The sequence below is a fragment of the Pseudofrankia asymbiotica genome, from assembly GCF_001983105.1.
Taxonomy (GTDB): domain Bacteria; phylum Actinomycetota; class Actinomycetes; order Frankiales; family Frankiaceae; genus Pseudofrankia; species Pseudofrankia asymbiotica.
This window is the reverse complement of sequence record NZ_MOMC01000032.1, coordinates 103,602-124,898: the sequence shown is the minus strand read 5'-3', so window position 1 is coordinate 124,898 and position 21,297 is coordinate 103,602. Positions and strand designations below refer to the sequence as shown.

15 protein-coding genes are annotated in these 21,297 nt (G+C 73.0%); 8 read left to right on the top strand and 7 right to left on the bottom strand.

Features of this window, described 5'->3' with window-relative positions:
• The first annotated feature begins 140 nt into the window (after window positions 1–140).
• Window positions 141–1,784, top strand: a complete 1,644-nt coding sequence (locus BL253_RS17105; RefSeq protein ID WP_076818068.1) for an NCS1 family nucleobase:cation symporter-1 — start codon at window positions 141–143, stop codon at window positions 1,782–1,784.
• A gap of 10 nt (window positions 1,785–1,794) precedes the next feature.
• Complete coding sequence (locus BL253_RS17100; protein ID WP_076818066.1) at window positions 1,795–2,661, top strand: aspartate/glutamate racemase family protein; 867 nt, start codon at window positions 1,795–1,797, stop codon at window positions 2,659–2,661.
• Window positions 2,662–2,747: 86 nt separating this feature from the next.
• Here the strand turns inward: BL253_RS17100 and BL253_RS17095 are convergent, their stop codons facing one another.
• Complete coding sequence (locus BL253_RS17095; RefSeq protein ID WP_241834873.1) at window positions 2,748–4,808, bottom strand: NYN domain-containing protein; 2,061 nt, start codon at window positions 4,806–4,808, stop codon at window positions 2,748–2,750.
• Window positions 4,809–5,688: 880 nt separating this feature from the next.
• On the opposite strand from BL253_RS17095, the gene BL253_RS17090 reads away from it, so the two are divergent.
• A complete protein-coding gene (locus BL253_RS17090; protein ID WP_076818062.1) occupies window positions 5,689–5,922 on the top strand; it encodes a hypothetical protein in 234 nt (77 codons plus the stop codon).
• 79 nt (window positions 5,923–6,001) lie between these two features.
• On the opposite strand, the gene BL253_RS17085 is transcribed toward BL253_RS17090, so the two are convergent.
• From BL253_RS17085 to BL253_RS17070, 4 genes are all read right to left on the bottom strand, one after another.
• Window positions 6,002–6,850: an ABC transporter ATP-binding protein gene (locus BL253_RS17085; RefSeq protein WP_076818061.1), complete on the bottom strand. Its 849-nt coding sequence runs from the start codon at window positions 6,848–6,850 to the stop codon at window positions 6,002–6,004.
• 127 nt (window positions 6,851–6,977) lie between these two features.
• Window positions 6,978–8,420: a DEAD/DEAH box helicase family protein gene (locus BL253_RS17080; RefSeq protein WP_096336023.1), complete on the bottom strand. Its 1,443-nt coding sequence runs from the start codon at window positions 8,418–8,420 to the stop codon at window positions 6,978–6,980.
• Window positions 8,417–10,213 carry a hypothetical protein gene (locus BL253_RS17075; protein WP_076818059.1) on the bottom strand — a complete coding sequence of 599 codons (1,797 nt, stop codon included), beginning with the start codon at window positions 10,211–10,213 and terminating at the stop codon, window positions 8,417–8,419. The genes BL253_RS17080 and BL253_RS17075 overlap by 4 nt, the downstream gene beginning before the upstream one ends.
• Window positions 10,210–11,529, bottom strand: a complete 1,320-nt coding sequence (locus BL253_RS17070; protein ID WP_241834872.1) for a hypothetical protein — start codon at window positions 11,527–11,529, stop codon at window positions 10,210–10,212. The genes BL253_RS17075 and BL253_RS17070 overlap by 4 nt, the downstream gene beginning before the upstream one ends.
• A 367-nt stretch (window positions 11,530–11,896) precedes the next feature.
• Between BL253_RS17070 and BL253_RS17065 the strand changes: the two genes are divergently transcribed.
• The 4 genes from BL253_RS17065 (at window position 11,897) to BL253_RS17050 (ending at window position 17,537) form a co-directional block, all read left to right on the top strand.
• Window positions 11,897–13,237 (top strand): ABC transporter substrate-binding protein, encoded by a 1,341-nt coding sequence (locus tag BL253_RS17065; RefSeq protein WP_076818057.1) that lies wholly within the window; start codon window positions 11,897–11,899, stop codon window positions 13,235–13,237.
• Between the two features lie 516 nt (window positions 13,238–13,753).
• The gene (locus BL253_RS17060) at window positions 13,754–15,109 is read left to right on the top strand and encodes an ABC transporter substrate-binding protein (RefSeq protein WP_076818055.1); all 1,356 of its coding nucleotides are present in this window, start codon (window positions 13,754–13,756) and stop codon (window positions 15,107–15,109) included.
• Between the two features lie 491 nt (window positions 15,110–15,600).
• A complete protein-coding gene (locus tag BL253_RS17055; protein WP_076818053.1) occupies window positions 15,601–16,950 on the top strand; it encodes an ABC transporter substrate-binding protein in 1,350 nt (449 codons plus the stop codon).
• 161 nt (window positions 16,951–17,111) lie between these two features.
• Window positions 17,112–17,537 carry an allophanate hydrolase-related protein gene (locus BL253_RS17050; protein WP_076818051.1) on the top strand — a complete coding sequence of 142 codons (426 nt, stop codon included), beginning with the start codon at window positions 17,112–17,114 and terminating at the stop codon, window positions 17,535–17,537.
• Between the two features lie 7 nt (window positions 17,538–17,544).
• On the opposite strand, the gene BL253_RS17045 is transcribed toward BL253_RS17050, so the two are convergent.
• Window positions 17,545–18,270, bottom strand: coding sequence for a DUF4232 domain-containing protein (locus BL253_RS17045; RefSeq protein ID WP_241834871.1), 726 nt, complete (start codon window positions 18,268–18,270; stop codon window positions 17,545–17,547).
• 395 nt (window positions 18,271–18,665) lie between these two features.
• Between BL253_RS17045 and BL253_RS17040 the strand changes: the two genes are divergently transcribed.
• Window positions 18,666–20,357, top strand: coding sequence for an ABC-F family ATP-binding cassette domain-containing protein (locus BL253_RS17040; protein ID WP_076818049.1), 1,692 nt, complete (start codon window positions 18,666–18,668; stop codon window positions 20,355–20,357).
• Window positions 20,358–20,443: 86 nt separating this feature from the next.
• On the opposite strand, the gene BL253_RS17035 is transcribed toward BL253_RS17040, so the two are convergent.
• A complete protein-coding gene (locus BL253_RS17035; RefSeq protein WP_241834870.1) occupies window positions 20,444–21,295 on the bottom strand; it encodes an alpha/beta fold hydrolase in 852 nt (283 codons plus the stop codon).
• Window positions 21,296–21,297: the final 2 nt, after the last annotated feature.

The following is a 21,297-nucleotide window of genomic DNA, read 5'->3' as shown; positions in this document are numbered from 1 at the left end:
GAATTCCGTGCGCGGGCGGCTTCTCCGCGCGCCCGCGCACGGGGAATCCGCTCGCGCGCGACCGGGCCGCCGCCGGAGATGAAACGGAGACCCACGCGCGGGAACGCCATCAGACGCCAAGCAAGAGGAAGTGAGCGAGAATGAGCGAGCTCGCCGCGGTTCCCGGCCCGCCGGGCACGACCGCCGTACACGACGACCTGGTAGAGGCCGCGGGAATGCCCATCGGCGCGGGCCTTCTCAAGCCCGAGTACGACCCACGGCTGGCGAACGAGGACCTGGCCCCGCTGCGCAAGCAGTCCTGGACCTCCTACAACATCTTCGCGTTCTGGATGTCCGACGTGCACAGCGTCGGCGGGTACGTGACGGCCGGCAGCCTGTTCGCCCTCGGCCTCGCCGGCTGGCAGGTGCTCGTCGCGCTGGTCGTCGGCATCACGATCGTGAACTTCTTCTGCAATCTCGTCGCCCGGCCGAGCCAGCAGGCGGCCGTCCCCTACCCGGTGATCTGCCGGGCGCCGTTCGGGGTGCTGGGCGCGAACGTCCCGGCGATCATCCGCGGCCTGATCGCTGTCGCCTGGTACGGCATCCAGACCTACCTGGCCTCGGCCGCGCTCAACGTCGTGCTGATCAAGCTGTGGTCGGGCCTCACCCCGTACGCCGACGTCGACCAGCACGGCTTCCTCGGCCTCTCGACGCTCGGCTGGATCACCTACGCGGTGCTGTGGGTGCTGCAGGCGGCGGTGTTCTGGACCGGCATGGAGACGATCCGCCGGTTCATCGACTTCTGCGGCCCGGCGGTCTACGTCGTCATGTTCGCGCTCACCGGCTACCTCATCTACAAGGCCGGCTGGGGCGAGCTGTCGCTGAACCTCGGCGTGGCCAGGACGGGCGGCGCCTCGACGGTCTCGCTGATGCTCGGCGCGATCGCGCTGGTCGTCTCCTACTTCTCCGGCCCGATGCTCAACTTCGGCGACTTCTCCCGCTACGGGAAGAGCTTCGGCGCGGTGCGCACCGGTAACTTCCTCGGCCTGCCGGTGAACTTCCTGCTCTTCTCGCTCCTGGTCGTCTTCACCGCCTCGCTGACTGTCCCGGTGTACGGCGAGCTCATCACCGACCCGGTGGAGACCGTCGCCCGCATCGACTCGACGACGGCGATCGTCCTCGGGGCGCTGACCTTCACCATCGCCACCATCGGTATCAACATCGTGGCGAACTTCATCTCCCCCGCGTTCGACTTCTCGAATGTCAGCCCGCAGCGGATCAGCTGGCGTGCCGGCGRCATGATCGCCGCGGTCGGCTCGTTCCTCATCACGCCGTGGAACCTGTACAACAACCCCGACGTCATCCACTACACGCTGGAGACGCTGGGCGCCTTCATCGGCCCGCTGTTCGGCGTGCTGATCTGCGACTTCTACCTGATCCGCAAGAAGGTGGTCGTCGTCGACGACCTGTTCACCCTCAGCCCGCGCGGAACCTACTTCTACCGCAAGGGCGTGAACCCGCCCGCGGTCATCGCGACCGCCGTCGGCGCCGTCATCGCCGTCATCCCCGTGGTGGTCCCCGACTCGGCGGTCGGCTGGATGAACACCGCGGCCCAGTACAGCTGGTTCATCGGGATGGGGCTGGGCCTCGTCGTCTACTACCTGCTCGGCAGCCGCTCGTCGATCACCGCGAGCTCGCTGCGGCCGGCCGGCGAGCCGGCCCTCGACGCCGCCGCGGCCGCGGCCACCGCCAGCATCCCGGCCCAGCCGACGCCGAGCGCGGCGCCGGTCGCGCCCGAGGGCTAGCCGCCCTTCCATGCCCACGACGCAGGTACGGCGGCCCGCCCTGACCCCGGGGGCCGCTCCCGCTCCCGAGGCCGGGGCGCGCTCCGCGGCCACGACCGACCCGGCGGCCCCCTCGGCCACGCCGACCGGGCCGCTCATCCGGGTCATCAACCCGAACACCTCACGGGCGATGACCGAGCTGATCGGCGCCTGCGCCCGGCAGGTGGCCGGCCCAGGCACCCGGGTCGAGGCGGTCAGCCCCTCGATGGGGCCCGCGTCGATCGAGAGCCACTACGACGAGGCGCTCGCGGTGCCCGGCGTGCTGGCCGAGGTCGCGCGTGGCGAGGCGGCGGGGGCGGCCGGCTATGTCATCGCCTGTTTCGGCGACCCGGGCCTCGACGCGGCCCGGGAGCTGGCCCGCGGCCCGGTGGTCGGGATCGCCGAGGCCGCGATGCACGCGGCGAGCCTCCTCGGCCGGTCGTTCAGCGTGGTGACCACACTTGCCCGGTCCCGCGGCCGGACGTGGGACCTGGCCGACCGTTATGGCCTGCGAGCCCTGTGCCGCGGTGTCCGGGCCTGCGAGGTGCCCGTGCTGGAGCTGGAGACCGACCCACTCGCGAACGCGAAGATCCTCACGGAGTGCCGCGCCGCCGTGGCCGACGACGAGGCGGAGGTCGTCCTCCTCGGCTGCGCCGGCATGGCCGACCTGTGCCAGGCGCTCACGGCCGAGCTCGGTGTCCCGGTCATCGACGGCGTCGCCGCCGCGACCGTCCTGGTCGAGGGCCTGATCCGGCTCGGCCTGATCACCAGCCCGCGCGGCGAGTACGCCCCGCCACCGCCCAAGCCCTACGCCGGCCTGCTGGCGCGGTTCGGCGCCCCCACACAGCCATCCCCCTGACGCCCTGGTCCCTCGGCGCCTGCCCGGTCACCGGGCGGGCGCCGAGGGCTGTCCGGCCATGCCCCTCCCGGGACCGCGCCCGGGCGTCACGCGCCGGCCCGGCCGACCAGATCGACGCGGGTATCAGCGGGGACGGCCGGCTCGGCGAGGGCGACCGGCTCAGCGGCGGCGGCCGTTTCAGCAGGGTCCGACGGCTCGGAGGAATCCGGCCGTTCGGCGGAAGCCGACGGCTCGGCAGAAGCCGACGGCTCGGCAGAAGCCGACGGCTCGGCGGCCATCGGCTCGGCGGGGGCGGCCGGCTCAGCCGACTCGCCCGGCCCGCCCGGCCTGTCCGCGACGTCCGCGACGTCCGCGACGTCCGCGACGTCCGCGACGTCCGCGACGTCCGCGACGTCCGCGATGAGGACGGGCGCGTCGACGATCCAGGCGCGCAGGTGGGCGACCTCGTCGGCGGACAGCTCCATCCGCGCGTTCTGGCACAGGACGATGGCGTTGTCGGCGAACGCGCAGGCCAGCGTGCCCGCGTCGTCGCCGGGGCGCGGCGGGCGGCCGGCGTAGAGCAGACCGTTGAGCACGAAGTTCACCGCGCCGCGGCCGACGTGCTCACCACGCTCGGCGCAGCGGTCGCGGACGGCGCGCGAGGTGCCTGTGCGGCTGAAGCCGTGCTCGGCGACCTCGGCGGCGAGCTCCTCGAACAGCGTGCGGAACTCGCGCGCGGACAGCCGAGGAATGTCGGTGACCTGGGAGATCCGGTTGGCGAGGTCCGAGCGCGGGCCGTCCTGGTCGGGCTGGCCGGCGCCGGGGGTCTGGCCGCTGGGCGGGGGGCTGTGCCTGCGCGGGTCGTAGATGTACTCCGGCGCGGCGGAGATCGCGAGCCCCGGCAGGTCGGCCTGGGCGAGCAGCTTCTTGAACGAGCCGGTGCCCGCCCAGCCGTCGGTGACGTCCTGGCCGAGGTCGGCGCGCACCAGCTGGGCGGCCGACGCCAGCGTGATCGGCCGGTCGGACGCGGCGACGAGTTCGCCCACCTTCGCGGCGATGACGCGGCGCAGCTGCCCGTCGTACTGGCCGTTCGGCGGTGCCGGAATCGGTACGAACCCGGGGAGTGCCGGATGCGTCGGCACCGGCGAGTGCGTCAGCGCCGGCGGCGACGCCGGGGAGTGCGGGGGCGAGGCGGCCGACGGCCGCGGGGATGCGAGGTAGCGCGGGGGCACCGATAAGTGCCCCGGGGTGATGGCGGTGGAGGCGGATAACGACCGCGCGGGGCCGTCAGCGTGGGTTCCCCACCGTCCGTCGGGCGCCGCGCCGGTGCCGGCGCCGGCGCCGGCCGGGGTCCTGGCCGCGGAATCGCCCGCCAGCCGGTCCGCGGCGGATGGGGCGCGGTCCGCGACCCCGGTCGTCACCTGGCCGGCGTGGACGAGAGCGCCCGCCTCGCCCGGATGCGCCGCCGTGACCGGCGGACCGGCGACCTGGCCGGCCGCGTGGCCGACGCCGTTCAGCGCGGGAGTGGCGTCATGGCCGTAGCCGTGCGTACCGCTGTAGCTCGGCGTACCGCTGTAGCCATGCGTGCCGCCGTTGCTGTTGAGCGGCCGGGAGTCGGCCGACAGCGCCTCGTCGATAAACGCGTCCTCGCCGACCACGTGGTCGCAGGCCGCGCGGAACGCTCTGGCCGACGGCCCGCTTGTGATGATCACCGTTCGACGGTCGTGGGCGCGCAGCCGAAGCATGACCGGGGTGTAGTCCGCGTCGGCCGACAGCAGGATTACTTCGTCGAACCGGGTCGGATGAACGAGGATGTCCAGAACGTCGATGACGATGTGAATATCGGCCGAGTTCTTCCCCGCTGCGGTGAGCGGCGGGCAGTCGACGACATGGAAGCCCGCCCGTGTGAAATAGGCCCGGTAACGGGCCGAGCTCACGGGGTTTAGATAACAATACCGAATAAGGAGATCGCGGCGGAAGTCGTCCGTCGCCAGGGCGGGATAGCCGAGCCTCTCCAGCCAGCCGAGCCACCCCTGCGGATTGACCGCGAACCRGTTGGCGGCGGCGGGATCCAGCCGCTGAAGCCCCATGTGGATGTTCTCGAAGTCGACGAACAGGGCGCTGCGGACCCGTAACGGRCCCTGCTGACCCTCACCCACCGCGTTCATGTCGGCCATCGTGCCGGATCGGAGCGCGCCAACCAAGTATCGCGCGCCGATCGAGGGAACCACCCGTACGACGATTACACAAGGTCATAGATCAATAACTCTGCGTTTCATTCAAACGTATCGACCGTCCGCTCATGCCCTTGGTCCTGCCGACGGTGACGAAGACAACACACCTGACCAGCCCCGCCGTGGCACGACCGACCAGCGGTGTCCTCCCCGACTCACCGTCCCCGCCGACGGACGCGGGCGCCGCCATGGCCGGGCCCCGCAGAGTGGACACCTACCCGATCGGGCACCCGGCGGGTCGCGCGGCCTGCCGCCCGACGCCGACCGCGTCGCGGCACGACGTACCGTCACCGAACCCTCGATCCGGTGGCTCTACCCATCCATCCGGCGTGGTCAGCGCGGTTTCCCACGGGCAAACACCGCCTTCGCGCGGCCATTTGCCGGTTTCCCCGGCCCCGGCTATCGTCGCCTCCACACCGCGCTCAGGGCGGGCACGTGACGACCGGCGGCCTGGTGGGGCGCGATGTTTGTCCAGCGAGATATTCGTCCAGCGCGACGGCCGTCGGACGCGACGGCTGTCAGGCGCACCATTCCCAGTACCTGGCGTTCCGCCGTTCACACGGCGCACCGTGGCCCCGCACCGCCGAGGCCGTTCCCATCGCCCAGATACCGCGTCACGGCCCGATTCCGGCTTCATTCAACGGCTTTCCCTGCCCGCTCCGACCCGTCATCGCGCTGACGGCGATCCGTGTCTCCGTCGCCACCTGACACACCCGGCGTCCGCACCCGTACCCACCCAGCGTCGAGGGGGCCGCCCACGGCCCGCTCGGCGGCCCCCACCCGCCACGTCCCAACCAGTCTCCGAGGAGCCGCGATGACCAGTGACCGTGCCCGTGAGCCAGGCGGCACGCAGCTGCTCTGGCTGGTCGCCGTCGCCGCCGGCTGTCTCCTGACCTGGGCGGCCTGCGCCGGCGTCGGCGCTCCGTCCTACCGCACCTGTGCCGCGCCGGTTCCCGCGGCCCCCGCTGCCCAGCCGGCGGCCGCGCGGGCGGTGGCGCCCGGGCCGGCCGCGGAAGTCCCCGCACGCGCGTGCGGTCCCACCAGTTGACCCAGTTGGCGCCGTCTCTGCCCCTGGCACATGCCCGCCCCTGGCACGGACGCCCGCGGGGCTCCTGCGGGGAGGTCCCTCAGAGGTCCGCGGGGCGGGAGCGGCGGTCCGTGAGAGAGCGGCCGGGCTGGGCACGGGCGACGAAGCGGCCGTCGAGGCGCGCGACCCGGATCGGGTGGTCGAAGCAGGCGCTCACCCGGTCGGTGGTCAGCACCTCCTCGATGTCACCGGCGGCGACCACCTCCCCTTCCCGCAGCAGCAGGGCGTGCGTGGAGCTCGCCGGGATCTCCTCGAGGTGGTGGGTGACGAGAACGCTCGCGAGGTCGGGATGCTCGGCGCGCAGCTCGTCGAGCCCCGTGAGCAGCTGCTCACGGGCGGCCACGTCCAGGCCGGTCGTCGGCTCGTCGAGAAGCAGCAGCCGGGGCCGGGGCATCAGCGCGCGGGCGATCAGCGCCCGGCCGCGTTCGCCCTGGGAGAGCTCCGGCCAGCGCGCCGCGCGGATGCCGTCGATGCCGAGCAGGTCGATCAGCTCGTCCGCGTCGCGCTCCTGCTCGGCGGACGGCGTCCAGCGGGGAACGAGGTCGATCGTGCTGGTCGCGCCGGTGAGGACGACCTGGCGCACGGTCAGCGGCGACAGCAGGGGGTGGCGCGGATTGACATGCCCGATGTCGGCACGCAGCGTCCGGACGTCGACCTTGCCGAGCTGGCGACCCAGCACCCGCACGGTGCCCCGCGTCGGGTGGGTCACGGCGCCGAGCAGGCCGAGCAGGGTGCTCTTGCCCGCTCCGTTCGGCCCGAGCAGCGTCCAGTGCTCCCCGGCCCGTACGGTCAGGTCGACCTCGCGCAGCAGGTACCGCCCGCCCCGCACCAGGTCGACGCTCTCGGCCCGCAGCACCTCCACCGGCGCCGCGCCCGTCTCGGCCAGCATCGCCGCCGCCCTCCGCCTCGCCGCCTCCCCGACCGCCGACCCTACCCAGCGCCACGCCGCGCGGAGGTGTTCGTCGTGCGATGTCCGGCACGTCGGTGATCGACGCCGCCGGCCACACCCGCCACGGTCACAGCCGGACCGCGTGGCGCTCCAGCTGGGCCAGCACGGTCTGGTTGGCGGCCCAGCCGTCGGGGAAGCGGACCGGCTCGTGCAGGTGCACGGGCCCGCCGGACGGGTGGGTGTCGAGCAGGTCCCGGATGCCGGCGCGGGCGACGACGACGCACGCCTGCCGATGCCGCGACGCCAGCACACACAGCCTGCCGGCCTCCAGATGGAACGCCGTCGCGTCCCGGCGGCCCGACAGGGGGTGCAGCACGATCGTCACGTCGTACTCCCGGCCCTGCAGCCGGTTGGCGGTGTCGACGACGACGCCCGGGAGGTCGTCGCCGAGCGCGCCACGGACCGCCATCGCCTGGTCACGGTGGGCCGTGCCGATCGCGATCCGACCGGCCGTCACCGGGTGCTCCTCGCCGCCCCGGTCGAGCGAGCGGGCCACGGCGCCGCGGGCGACCAGCCGGCGGGCGACGTCGGCGACGGCGCGCACCGCTTCGGCGTCGGTCCGTGGGGTGTGCCGGGCGGGCAGTTCCAGCAGCCCCCATCCGGTCGCCGCCGCCACGTCCAGCACGTCGTCGACGGCTCCGGCCGGGGTGCCGCCCCGCGCCACGTTCGAGCCGACAAGGCGGGCAGGGCCCGCACCAGCCGCGATGCTCGGATCGGACGCGCCGGTGAAGGTGAGGAGACGGTCGCCGGGGCCGTTGCCGGTCCGGAAGCCGGTGAACGGGTAGAACGCGTCGGCGACGACCCTTTCGGCGCTGCGCGGCAGCCGCCACGACACCGGCAGCCGGTGCACCGGCAGCTCAGGGTTGCTGCGCAGCAGGACGGCGACGGCGCTGCGCATCGGGTCCCAGGTCAGGCCGCGCCAGCGGTCGTTGTCGACAGTCGAGAACGGGTCGAGCTGGCCGGGGTCGCCGACGAACAGCGCCTGTTCGAACAGCCTCGCGATCGCCAGCAGCGCGTCCGAGCGCATCTGGTAGGCCTCGTCGACGATCGCCCACCGCCAGGCCCGGTCCTTCACATAGGCCCACTTGGCCGCGGTCGCGACGACGACGTGCGGATCCCCCATCGTCCGCAGATCACTGCCGACGGTGACGTTCGGCCGTCCGTCGATCCGCGGCGGCGGGATGTAGCCGGCGCGGCCGAGCCGGCCGACCCGTGCGTCGGGCGCCCTGTCGGCGAGCTCGGCGGCGAGCCGCTCGACCAGGTCGTCGACCTGCTCGTTCGTCTGCGCGACGATCATCAGCGACTCGTCGGCGAGTGCGAACTCGACCGCCGCCCGCACCACCAGCGTCGACTTGCCCGCGCCCGGTGGCGAGTCGACGACGACTCCCCGGTGCCGCTCCGACCGCAGATCCGCCAGGATCGCGTCGGTGACCCGCGCGGCAAGGACCCCGGGTGCCTCGGTGGCCTCCAGCCCAGGGATCCCTGACGAGTCGTGGGGAGCCCGGCTCATGTCCAGGCCTCCCTGACGTCGTCGTCGGTGGGCTCGTAGGAGGCCGGCGGGCCGCCGTGGGTCCACGGAGTGTCCTCGGGAGCGGGCAGCGCGGCGGAGAACGCGCCGTCCGGCAGCACACTGGTGTAACTGATCGCCTCGCCCACCTCGGGGACGCTGCCCGGCGGCGGCACCTTGGCGCGGCCCATCCCGCCGCTGAGCTCCAGCGACACCGACAGCCCGCCCGCCACCGGCTCCAGCGACGTGACCACCCCGACCTGGCTGGCCCGCGCGGGTGAGCAGACCTTCGTGCCGATCGCGAGCCGGACCGGGTCCCCCGTGAGGACCTCGACGACGGGCCTGGTGACGAGCGTTCCGCGCTCGTTCGCGATCCGGCGGTCCCGTTCGGCCGCGATCACGGTGCCCACGAACGCCTCGCCGGTCACCCGGTGGTTCGCGAACACCAGCGGGTCGTCGAAGGCCCGGTCAGCCTCGTAGGTGGCGAGCTCGCGCTCCAGGACGGCGAGCCGGCGGGCCGCGGCCACCGCGCCGTCGCGGCGCGCCTGCGGCAGTCCGCCGTCCTCGTCCCGCAGGTAGGCGTAGTACGAGCTGAACCGTGCCCGGTCCCGTTCCCAGCGCCGCGGCACGGAGGCCGCCTCCGGCAGCTCGCGCAGCCGCCGGACGGCCCGCCACATGAGCCGCCACGTCGGCTCGACCTGCCCGCGCACCACTCGCGCGATCTCGTCCCGGGCGCGCAGCCACGGCTCCACGGCCGCGCCGGGCGCCCACGGCCACGCCGGCGCGGTCTCGAGGCGGCTACGGCCGCGGCTGTCGATGACGTCGGGACCCGCGGCGAACGGGTCGGGGGCTCCGGCCGCCTCCGCGAGCGCGCGCAGCTGCGCGACCGCCTCGCCGTACGCCGCGATGGCAGGGGCGAGCACCCGGTTGTCGAACTGGGGGTCGGTCGTCGGGCCGGCCGGTGGCCAGGCCAGCGGGTCCTCGGCCAGCCGGGCGGCCTCGGGGCCGGACAGGTCGGCCGGCGGCTCGATCCAGGCCATCAGCGCGGCCAGGTTCGCGTCCTCCAGCGCGCTCTGCCCGGTCGCCCAGTGCAACGTGAGCGCCTCCGTCATCGCCACCAGGGCCGACGAGCCAGGATGCTCGGCGCGCTGGGCGAGAAAGGTGAGCCACCGGCCCAGCAGCGGCACCCCGGCCGGAACGGCGTACTCCCCCACCGTCGAGCGAAACCGTGTCGACCGGCCGAACAGCCGCGCGAACTCGACCCCGGCCCGGTTGGGCACCAGCACCTGCGGCGCGACGAGGAACCGCTCCGGCCGGGCGGCCTCCGCCGCCGCCAGCGCGTCCTCGTCGGCCCGCAGGTCCCCGTCGCTGGCGCGGACCGCGCTGGCCACGCCAGCGGGACCAGCCAGAACGGCCCCGACGGCCGGAACGGCCGCGCCGCCGCTGCCGCTCGGCGCGGGCCCGTCGGCGGGCGGCTTCGGTGTCCTCGGCGGCTTCACCGGCTCGCTGCCGGCGGCCGCGCACCGCTCGACGTGGCCGAGGAGGAGATCCCCCAGCAGGCCGGCGAAGGCGAACCGCAGGTCGCGGTCGCGCGGCTGAGGAACGACGAGCAGCGTCGCGTCGGACTCGTCGGTGCCGACCATGGCCGCGAGCGGCGCGTTCGCCTCGCCGGCCATCGTCAGCGGCACCAGCACCATCGGCGCCCGGGCGAGATGGACGTGCCGCACCGACGCGACCGGCTGGGCGAACCCCGTCTGGACCGCCAGCGCCCGCGCATACGCGCCGATCACGCTCATCCGGTCACCCCGGCGGACCCCACGCTCCCAGCGGCCCCGGTACTCCCCACAGCCCCGGGCGCCCCGGGCGCTTCCGACCCCTCGGACGCCTCGGACGCTCTGACAGCCTCAGCCGAGCCGACGGACCCGCTCGCCTGGGGCGTCGTGACCGGTGGGAGCAGGCCCAGAGCCGGCCGTCCCTGGGCGGTCACGCCCGGCGCGGCTCCCAGCGCCTCGGCGTAGACCCGGGCGACGGTCCGCAGCATCGCCGCCGACTCGGCCTGGTCGTCGTCGGGCGCCGCCGTGCCGTGCRCGAGCCCGAGCGCCTCGGCGACGGTCTCCACCCCGCCCAGCTCCTCCCGGACGCCGACCCCGAGCGCGGCGGTGCGCCCGGTGGCCTCGCCCCGGCAGAAGAAGGCCAGCTCGCAGGTCGAGAGGCAGCCGGGCGCGTAGCGCGCCGTCACCCGGCCGAGCGCCGCTGTCAGCGCCTCCGCCGTCATCACCGACGCCCTGGCACCGTCCTGCCCAAGATCGAGCGTCAGGTCGTCCGGCAGGGCGTCGAGCAGCGTGTCGATCCGCGTCAGCCTCGCGAGCTGATGCTCCAGCACGATCAACTGGCGACGCACGTCGAGGCGCACCGCCACCGGCACGTTGGAGAAGTCCTTCGGGCAGACGAGCACCACCTCGTGCGAGACCGCGTCGCGGCCGAGCAGCCGGCGCAGCGCCAGCACATAGACGGCCGACTGGACGGCGGCCGCCGCGACCTTCTCCCCGTCAGCCTGCCCGTCGATCACCGGGAACGACTTGATCTCGACAACGTGGAACGCCCCGCCGCGCTGGAACGCCACCAGGTCCGGTTCCAGGTAGACGTCCTGCCCGGCCACCTCCAGCCGCAGCAGCGGATGGTCGAACAACGCCCCGTCCACGCCGTCCTCGTCGCCCGGAGCGTCGGTCAGCCGCTCCGTCGCGGCGACGTGCCGCGCGGCCAGGCTCGCGCCGGAGTCGGCCCCGCCGAGATCGGTGTACGCCGCGTCGCGCAGGTCCAGGCCGAGCAGGTCCCGAAGCAGCCGCAGCAGCTCGGCGCAGCCGTCCGCCTTGACCTGACGCTCGAACGCGTTGCCTCGCACGATCGCGAACCGCGACTGCCCGAACGCCGCCGGGAAGCCGACGCGCTCCGCGAGCCGTTCCTTGTCCACCCCGGCCGCGTCCAGCACCGCCCGTCGCGCRCACCCCGGGTTGTTGGTCAGCGCCGCGATCGTCCGCGCGTTGTGCCGCCGCGGCGGCTCGGACCCGCGGATGCGCTCCAGCCGGGCCTCGGTCTTGCCCTCGTGCCGCACTCGCCGCCCTCCACCGCCTCGGCGTGGCCCGGACGATGGCCACCGTCCCCACGCCTGGCCCGTCACCTGGACCAGTTCTGGTGGATCAAGCGTCTCAGACGCCGCCCGAGCGCGCGCACCCGCCACCACCCGCGCCCGCCGAGCGGCAACTGTTGACGCCGATGTCAGATTCAAGTATTCACAGGCAGCACCATGTTTGGGCCACTTGGTCGAAACAACCCAGTTCCATCGGCGAACCATCGACGAACCCGAAGCGAGTCGCACCCGAACGAACAGGTGTCCGGGAGGCCCTGCCCCAGCCAGTTACGCCTCGCGAGCGAGTTCGGCGATCTTCGCGATGACAACGTCCGGAGACAAGGTGGGAAACATGCCGCATCCGTGGAGGCTCGCCAGCCGGCGAACGTCCCAGCAGCCAGTCCGGTCCGTCGCGTCCACGCGGCCGTCGGCCCGCCCGACCGCGTTAAGGCTGGCTGGCGTCGGCGTCCTGGCCGCGAGCCTGGCCTTCGTCTCGGCCTGCGGCGGCGGCTCTGACGACAACGGCTCCCCCACGACCACGAACGCCTCCGCGGGATCCGAGGACATTCTCGGCCCCGTCGCCAAGGCCACCGGCGCTCCCGTCAAGATCGGTGTGATCACGGACGGCGCCAGCCCGACCGCCGACCACACGAACGACAACAAGGTCGCCGAGGCCACCGCCAAGTACCTCAACGAGCACAAGAACGGGATCGGCGGCCGGCCGATCGAGATCACCATCTGCGAGACCCTCGGCGACCCGTCCAAGGCCGCCGACTGCGGCAACCAGATGGTCGAGAAGGGCGTCTCCGCCGTCCTCATCGGCACGTCGGGCGTCGTCGACAGCGCCTGGAAGCCCCTGAACGACGCCAAGCTCCCCGTCATGCTCTACGGCTCGAGCGAGCCCGACCTGCTGGCGAGCCAGACGACCTTCTCGCTGGGCAACCCGACCTTCCCCGTCATCGACCTGCCGATCCAGGTCGCCAAGGACGAGGGCAACAAGAAGGTCACCGCGATCGTCATCGACGTCCCCGCCGCCCTCCACTCGGCACAGGACATCGCCCCGCCGCTGTTCCAGAAGGCCGGCATCGGTTACGAGCTCGTCCGCGTCGCGCCCGGCACCGCCGACATGACGCCCCAGATGCAGCAGGTCGTCTCGAACAAGTCCGACGAGGTCTTCATCATCGGCAACGACTCCTTCTGCATCAGCGCCATGCAGGGCCTCAAGGCCGTCGGCTTCACCGGCACGATCAGCGCCATCTCCCAGTGCGTCACCGACGCCACCCGCAAGGCGGTGCCCGGCGCCACCCTCAAGGGCATGGTCGTCAGCGCCACCGTGCCGCTCGGTCCGGACAGCCCGTCGATGGACCTCTACACGCAGGTCGCCGAGACCTACGGCAAGGACATCGACCTCAGCTTCCAGGACGGCATGATCATGTTCACGATCATGTCCGGCTTCCAGGCCGCGACCCAGGGCATCACCGGGGACATCACCCCGGCGACGATCTCCTCCACCATCAAGGCGATGAAGGAGACGGAGCTGCCCGGCTCGGMCGGACTGAAGTTCCGCTGCAACGGCAAGGCCATCGCGGACCAGCCGGCCGTCTGCGTCCTGGGCGGCCTGACCACCACCCTCGACAGCAAGGGCCAGCCCGCCGCGTACAAGGTCCTCGGCAACACCCCGATCGCCGGCTGACACGCGCCTCCGGCAACCGGATCCAGCAGATCCAGCGACCGCACCAGCGTGCCGGGTGGGACCTCGTCAGCGTCCCGCCCGGCACGTCCGCTCCCAGAACGGCCCCGTCGCTCGCGGCGGGGCCGTTCGGCGTCCCGGTGCTTTTCGGGAAACGCTTCCAGACGAAGGCTCTTCCAGGTCGTGACGCACGGAGGCCACCGTGGTCGCGCCACGTCTCGGCGGCCCGACCACGGTGGGGTTGAGCCGCCGAGACTCTCATCACGAGGCCCGCCAGCTCAGCGGTCCTCCCGCGACTCGGGGCGTCACCATCTGTTGACGCCGACATCGGAATCGCGTAGGCACAGACACCATCGCATCTCGACTACGCGAAAGTGACGAACCGCCCGAAGGCCGTCGTACTACGCAACGCACATCACGCGCAGATAGGCCGGGATGTGTCGCCCGGCCGGTACCCACCCGCCCCAGGGACCGATGTGTTCCTCGTATTCGCGCAACACCCGAAGACAAGGTATGGATATGCAACTCATTCGTGGACTGACCGGTCGACCAGCCTCGGAGCGGCCGCGTCCGCGCGCCGCGGCCACGCCATCCCATACACGCCCTGCCGGCGCCTTACCATTACGAGTGGCTGGCGTCGCCGTCCTTGCCGCGAGCCTGGCCTTCGTCTCGGCCTGCGGCGGCTCTGACGACAAGGGCGACGACACTCCCGCCCCTACAGCCAGCGGCTCCGCGGCCACCGGGGACGTTCTCGGCCCGGTCGACAAGGCGGCCGGCGCGCCCGTCAAGATCGGTGTGATCACGGACGGGGCCAGCCCGGTCGCCGATCACACGAACGACAACAAGGTCGCCGAGGCCACCGCCAAGTACCTCAACGAGCACAAGGGCGGGATCGGCGGCCGGCCGATCACGGTCACCATCTGCGAGACCCTCGGCGACCCCTCCAAGGCCACCGACTGTGGGAACCAGCTGGTCGAGGATGGCGTCTCCGCCGTCGTCATCGGCACCTCCAGCGTCGTCGAGAGCGCCTGGAAGCCGCTGAACGACGCCAAGATCCCTGTCATGGTCTACGGCTCGGGTGAGCCAGACCTGCTGACCAGCCAGACGACGTTCAYGCTGGGCAACCCGACCTTCGGCATCATCGACCTGCCGATTCAGATCGCGAAGGACGAGGGCAACAAGAAGGTCACCGCGATCGTCATCGACGTCCCGGCCGCGCTGCATTCGGCACAGGAGGTCGCCCCGCCGCTGTTCGCGAAGGCGGGCATCGGCTACGAGCTTGTCCGCGTCGCGCCCGGTACCGCCGACATGACCCCGCAGATGCAGCAGCTTGTCTCGAACAAGTCCGACGAGGCATTCATCATCGGCAACGACTCGTTCTGCATCAGCGCCATGAACGGCCTCAAGGCCGTCGGCTTCACCGGCACCATCAGCGCCATCGCCCAGTGCATCACCGACTCCACCCGCAAGTCGGTCCCGGGAGCCACGCTCAAGGACATGGTCGTCAGCGCCACGGCGCCGCTCGGCCCGGACAGCCCGTCGATGCGCCTCTACACCAAGGTCGCCGAGACCTACGGCAAGGACATCGACCTCAGCTTCCAGGACGGCATGATCATGTTCACGTTGCTCTCCGGCCTCCAGGCAGCCTCGGACGGCGTCACGGGTGATATCACGCCCGCGACCATGACGTCGACCATCAAGGCCATGAAGGAGACCGAGCTGCCCGGCGCCGGCGGGATGAAGTTCCGCTGCAACGGCAAGGCCGACCCGGCCCAGCCGGCCGTCTGCGTCCTGGGCGGTCTGACCGCCACCCTCGACGACAAGGGCCAGCCCGCCGAGTACAAGGTCCTCGGCAACACCCCGATCGCCAGCTGACAGGGCCCCATCCGGCTACCGAATCCAGCAGATCCAGCAACCACCCCAGCTCGCCGGGCAGGCGGTCTCACCGAGACACCCCCCGGCGCGCTCCCTCCCAGAACGGCCCCGTCGCTCGCGGCGGGGCCGTTCCGCTTCCCGCCGCTCCCCGCGGAGGCGCTTCCAGGTGGTGACGCGTGGAGGCGCGGACGGTCGCGCGACGCAACGATCCGACCCGGATCGCGGCGGGATCAGGTCGCCGACAGTGGCACCGCGAAGCACACCAGCTCGGCGACCCTCTCGCGGCCCGGCGGTTTACCGTCTATTGACGCCGACGTCGGAATCGAGTACTAACTGAACACACGATCGTGGCGGACGTCACAGCCCGTCATGCCACACGACGCACACCACGTAGAGCCAGGTCGGGACGCGCAGCCCGGCCGGTGCCCGCCGCCCCCATGGGCCGACGTGCTTCTCGTATTCACGCAACGTCCAACGACAAGGTAGGGGACATGCCACTCATTCGTGGACTGACCGGTCGATCAGCCTCGGAGCGGCCGCATCCGCGCGCCGCGGCCACGCCATCGCACACCGGCCCTGCCGGCGCCTTACGGCTGCGGGTGGCCGGCGTCGCCGTCCTGGCCGCGAGCCTGGCCTTCGTCTCCGCCTGCGGCGGTTCAGACGACAAGGACACCCCCACCCCCCCGGCGAGCGGTTCCGCGGGTGCCGCGGACCCCCTCGGCGCGGTCGACAAGGCGACCGGCGCGCCGGTCAAGATCGGTGTGGTCACGGACGGCGCCAGCCCGACCGCCGACCACACGAACGACAACAAGGTCGCCGACGCCACCGTCAAGTACCTCAACGAGCACAAGGGTGGGATCGGCGGCCGGCCGATCACGATCGACCTCTGCGAGACCCTCGGCGACCTGTCCAAGGCCACCGACTGCGGTAACAAGCTCGTCGAGGACGGTGTCTCCGCCGTCGTCATCGGCACCTCCAGCGTCGTCGACTCCGCCTGGAAGCCGCTGAACGACGCCAAGATCCCCGTCTTCATCTATGGCTCGAGCACGCCGGACMTGCTCCTGAGCCAGACCACGTTCGCCCTGGDCAACCCGACCTTCCCGGTCATCGACCTGCCGATCAAGGTCGCGCAGGACGAGGGCAACAAGAGGGTCGCCACTGTCGTCATCGACGTCCCGGCCGCGCTRCACTCGGCGCAGGAGATCGCCCCGCCGCTGTTCCAGAAGGCCGGCCTCGGCTACGACCTCATCCGGATCGCTCCCGGCACCGCCGACATGACCCCCCAGATGCAGGAGGTCATCTCGAAGAAGGATGACGAGGTCTTCATCATCGGCAACGACTCCTTCTGCATCAGCGCCATGAACGGCCTCAAGGCCGTCGGCTTCACCGGCACCATCAGCGCCATCTCCCAGTGCATCACCGACTCCACCCGCAAGTCCGTCCCAGGGGCCACCCTCAAGGGCATGGTCATCAGCGCCACCRTGCCCCTCGGCCCGTCCAGCCCGYCGATGGACCTCTACACCAAGGTCGCCGAGACCTACGGCAAGGACATCGACCTCAGCTTCCAGGACGGCATGATCATGTTCTCGCTCCTGGGCAGCCTCCAGGCGGCGACGGAGGGCATCACCGGCGACGTCACCCCGGCGACCGTGACCTCCACCATCAAGGACATGAAGGAGACCGAGATCCCCGGCGGCGGCGGGATGAAGTTCCGCTGCAACAGCAAGGCCGACGCGAAGCAGCCAGCCGTCTGCGTCCTCGGCGGCCTGACCGCCACCCTGGACGACAAGGGCCAGCCCGCCGGCTACAAGGTCCTCGGCAACACCCCGATCGCGGACTAGCGCCCAGCTCCAACAGCCACACCGGCGCGCCGGGCAGGTCTCGTCGAGACCCGCCCGGCGCGTCCCCTCCCTGAACGGCCCCGTCACTCGCGGCGGGGCCGTTCGGCGTCGCGCCTCCCCTTCGCTGGCCAACCGGCCCGGCGGCCGCGACGATGCCGGACATGACCGACCCGCCGCGGCCCGCGCGGCCCAGCCCCGCCGCCTCGCCCGAGCCCGCCGTCCCGCTGCTCGTCGTCGGGGCGCACATGGCGGGGTTCCCGGCCCACGGGCGGATCAGCCGCCACGGCGCCGTCCCGCTCGGCCGCGTGCGGACCGCGCCGGGCTACCGGCTGCACGACCTCGGCGGCGACCCGGCGCGGCCCGGCCTGGTCCGCGACCCGGCCGTCACCACCAGCGCGACCGGCGAGCTGTGGCGGCTTCCCCGGCCCGCGATCGCCGAGCTGCTGCTGGAGACCGTGCCCCCGCTCGGGTTCGGCTGGGTCGACCTCGCCGACGGCCGCCGCGTCCTCGGCTACCTCTGCGAGGCCGCCGCCACCGCGGGCCGCCCGCTCGTCCCCGACGGCGACTGGCGCCGGCGCCTCCCCTGACTCCCCATCAGCGGCTGGCGGCGACGCTGGTGACCCTGAGCTGGTGGATGGACGGGCTCTTGCAGGCCAGCTGGCCCTGGGGCATCGGGACGAGCAGCGCGACCGTGTTGTCCGGCGGGTAGACCCGAAGGTTCGCGGCGCTCGTGGAGCCGGCCGGGGTGTCACAGCCGGGCAGCGCACCGGTCTGCGCGATCAGCACCGTGAACTCGGCCTTGCCTCCGCCCGCGAGGACCACCGCGGCGCCCGCGTTCCCGGTCCGGTCGGCCGGGGCGCCGAGCTGGTTGCCGGCCGCGTCGGCGAACGACGCCCCGGGGTAGCCGCGCAGCGTGCAGCGCGCCGAGGAGTTGTTCGTCAGCGTGATCCGGGTGTAGACCGTGCCCGCCGCGCCCTCGGAGCCGGCGATCGCCGCCGCCAGCACCGACGCCGCGCAGGTCGGCACCGCTGGCGCGGTGGTCGGTGGCCTGGTCGTACCGACGCCCGAGCCCTGCGATGCCGACCCCGTCGGACTGGTGGGCCCCCCGGTGCCCGGCGTCGCCGGCTCGCTCGTCCCAGCCGTTGAGGTGCCCACTGGCGGTTCGACGGAGGAGCCGTCGCCGCCGTCGCAGGCTGTGACCGTCACCGCGAGCGCGGCGCCCAGCGACAGCAGCGCCACCCGCCCGCCGAGGCCTCGCCCACCGCGGACCGGCCGGCCGGCCGTCCCGCTGCCCGTTCCCGTCCCGCTGCCCGCGTTCATGGATGCTCCTCCCGCCGTAGTGCCCCGCGGCGCGCGGCCGACGGCCGCGCTCCCGGGCGTGTGACGCTCAGCCGCCAGGGCACCGCGGCCCGGCCCGCCGCCCCGTCCCGGCGTCGCCGTGTGCCGTGTGCGCTGGTCGTCCTGTCGACGCGTCGCTGTGCCCCCATGGTGCGCCGTATGTGCCCATACCCGCTTCGGTCAGACGACTGGGTCAATTCGCGCGAAGCTCCACGGCGACAGCCCCGATCGGCACGGCACCTCATAGGTGGCTGGCAGTCAGGCCGCCCGGCCACGGACGCGGCCGGGCCACGCCGATCCGTGACGGTCAGGCCGGCCTCCCGGCCGGCCGAAGGCAGCGTCGCCGGGCGACGCGCGTGGGCGGGCAGAATGGGGCCATGTCCGCCACCCTTGTCGCCTCCGAGCTGTCCGTCGTACGAGGGGGGCAGGTCGTGCTCGACGGCGTCTCGCTCACCGTCGCGCCGGGCGACCGGATCGGGGTTGTCGGGCCCAACGGCGTAGGCAAGTCCACGCTGCTGCGCGCGCTCGCCGGCCAGGTCGCGCTCGACGCCGGCCGGGTCGAGCTCTCGCCGCCGTCGGCGAACGTCGGCCTGCTGCCGCAGGAGCCCGACCGCCGCCCCGGCGAGACGCTGCGCGCGTTCCTGGAGCGGCGCACCGGCGTCGCCGCCGCCCAGGCGGCGCTCGACGCGGCGACCGAGGCGCTGACCGCAGGCCGTCCCGGGGCGGACGACACCTACGCGGAGGCGCTGGAGCGCTGGCTCGCGATCGGCGGAGCCGACCTGGACGTGCGCGCCGAGCAGGTCTGCGCCGAGCTCGGCCTCCCGCCGGACGCGCTGGACGCGCCGACCACGGCCCTGTCCGGCGGGCAGGCGGCTCGCGGCTCGCTCGCCGCGGTGCTGCTGTCCCGTTTCGACATCACGCTGCTCGACGAGCCGACGAACGACCTGGACTTCGACGGCCTGGCGCGGCTGGAACGCTTCGTCGCCGGGATCTCCGGCGCCCTCGTGGTGGTCAGCCACGACCGCGCCTTCCTGGAACGGACGATCACCAGCGTCGCCGAGATCGACCAGCACAGCCGCGACGTCACCGAGTACGCGGGTGGCTGGTCGACCTACCTGGAGGCGCGCGAGCTCGACCGCCGGCATGCCCGCGAGCGCTACGACGAGTTCGCCGACACCCGCGCGGATCTCGTCTCCCAGGTGCAGCGCCAGCGCGAGCAGTCGGTGCGCGGCGCGATCCGGGCGAAGCGCAAGGTCCCGGACAACGACCGGTCGGTGCGCAGCTACAAGATCGAGGCGGCGACGAAGAGCGCCTCGCGCGTGCGCAACCTGGAGACCAAGCTGGGCCGGCTGGAGGAGGTCGACGAGCCGCGCAAGGAGTGGCAGCTGCGGATGACGATCGGCGCCGCTCCGCGCTCCGGCGACGTCGTCGCGGCGCTCGCCGGCGCCGTCGTCGAGTACCCGCCGGCACCGGCGGCGGGCGGTGACGCCGGCGGCGCGGACGGCGCGGGCGGGTTCCGGCTCGGGCCCGTCGACCTCACCGTCTCCTGGGCGGACCGGATCGTGATCACCGGGCCGAACGGCGGCGGCAAGTCGACGCTGCTCGCGGCACTGCTCGGCCGGGTGCCACTCGCGGCCGGGACGGCGACGCTCGGCTCCGGGGTGCGCCTCGGCGAGGTCGACCAGGCCCGCGACCGTTTCCGCGGCGAGGAGACCACGCTCGCGGTCGCCGAGCGTGTCACCGGCTGGGCGATGGCCGAGGTCCGCACCCTGTTCGCCAAGTTCGGCCTCGGCGCCGACCAGATGACCCGCCCCGCGGGAGCGCTGTCACCGGGTGAGCGGACCCGGGCCGGTCTCGCGCTGCTGCAGGCGGTCGGCGTCAACTGCCTGGTCCTCGACGAGCCCACCAACCACCTCGACCTGCCCGCGATCGAACAGCTCGAGTCGGCCCTCGAGACCTACCCGGGCACCCTGCTGCTGGTCACGCACGACCGCCGCATGCTCGACGCCGTCCACGTGACCCGCCGCCTGGTCGTTGAGGACGGCCACGTCACCGAGTCAGCCGTCTGAAGATCACCAGCCCGCCCGGCCCTCGCCGCTAGGCCCAGGCCCGGGCCGCCCGCGGAGCCGGCCGAGACGGGCGGCCTGAACCGTTCTCAGGCCGTGGCGAGGACGGCGGCGGCCAGGCGGTCGGGGTGGTCGAGCGGGACGAACGTCCGGCCGCCCTCGACGGTCTCGAAGGTCGCGTCGGCGAAGGCGTCGGCGAGGCGCCGGCCGAAGTCGACCGTGAAGAAACGGTCGCCGTCGCCCCAAAGAAGGCGCACCGGCGTGGCTATCTGGCCGAGCCGCGTCGAGACGTCGAGCAGCTCCTTCGGGTCGATGCCGCGGGCCAGTTTGGCCACGTCGCGGCGGATCTTCCCGTCGGCGAGCGGCCTGACCCAGGCCCCGGTCAGCTCCGGGTCGAAGGGCCGGCCCGACAGGGGGCCGAAGCCGAGCCGCCCGTGCCGGATCCGGGCCGACCGGAGGCCGGGGACCAGCGCCGCGACCAGCGCCGGGTGGCGAAGGGCGCGCACGAGCATCGTGAAGGGCGGCGGGGGAAAGGCGTCGAAGGCGTCGCAGTTCGTGAGCACGACCCGGCCGATGCGGGCCGGATCGGTGTCGAGGACGAACTGGACTATCGCGCCGCCGGTGTCGTTGCCGACGAGGGTGACGTCGCGCAGGTCGAGCGCCTCGATCAGGTCGAGCACGAGGCGGGCGACGCCCCGCGGCGTGAGGTCGGCGTCGGGGTGCATCGGCATCGGATGGGCGCCGAGGGGCAGCGTCGGCGCGTAGCTGCGCACGCCCTGCTGGGCGAGAAGATCGGCCGCGGCGGTCCACAGCTGGCCGTCCACGAGGACACCGTGCACGAACACCACGGGCGGCAGGTCAGACGTTTCCGGCCCGGCCGCGCGGTACCGGACCTGGCCCTGGGGCAGGTCGATGACGCCGGCGGGAGGTGAGGCTTCCATAC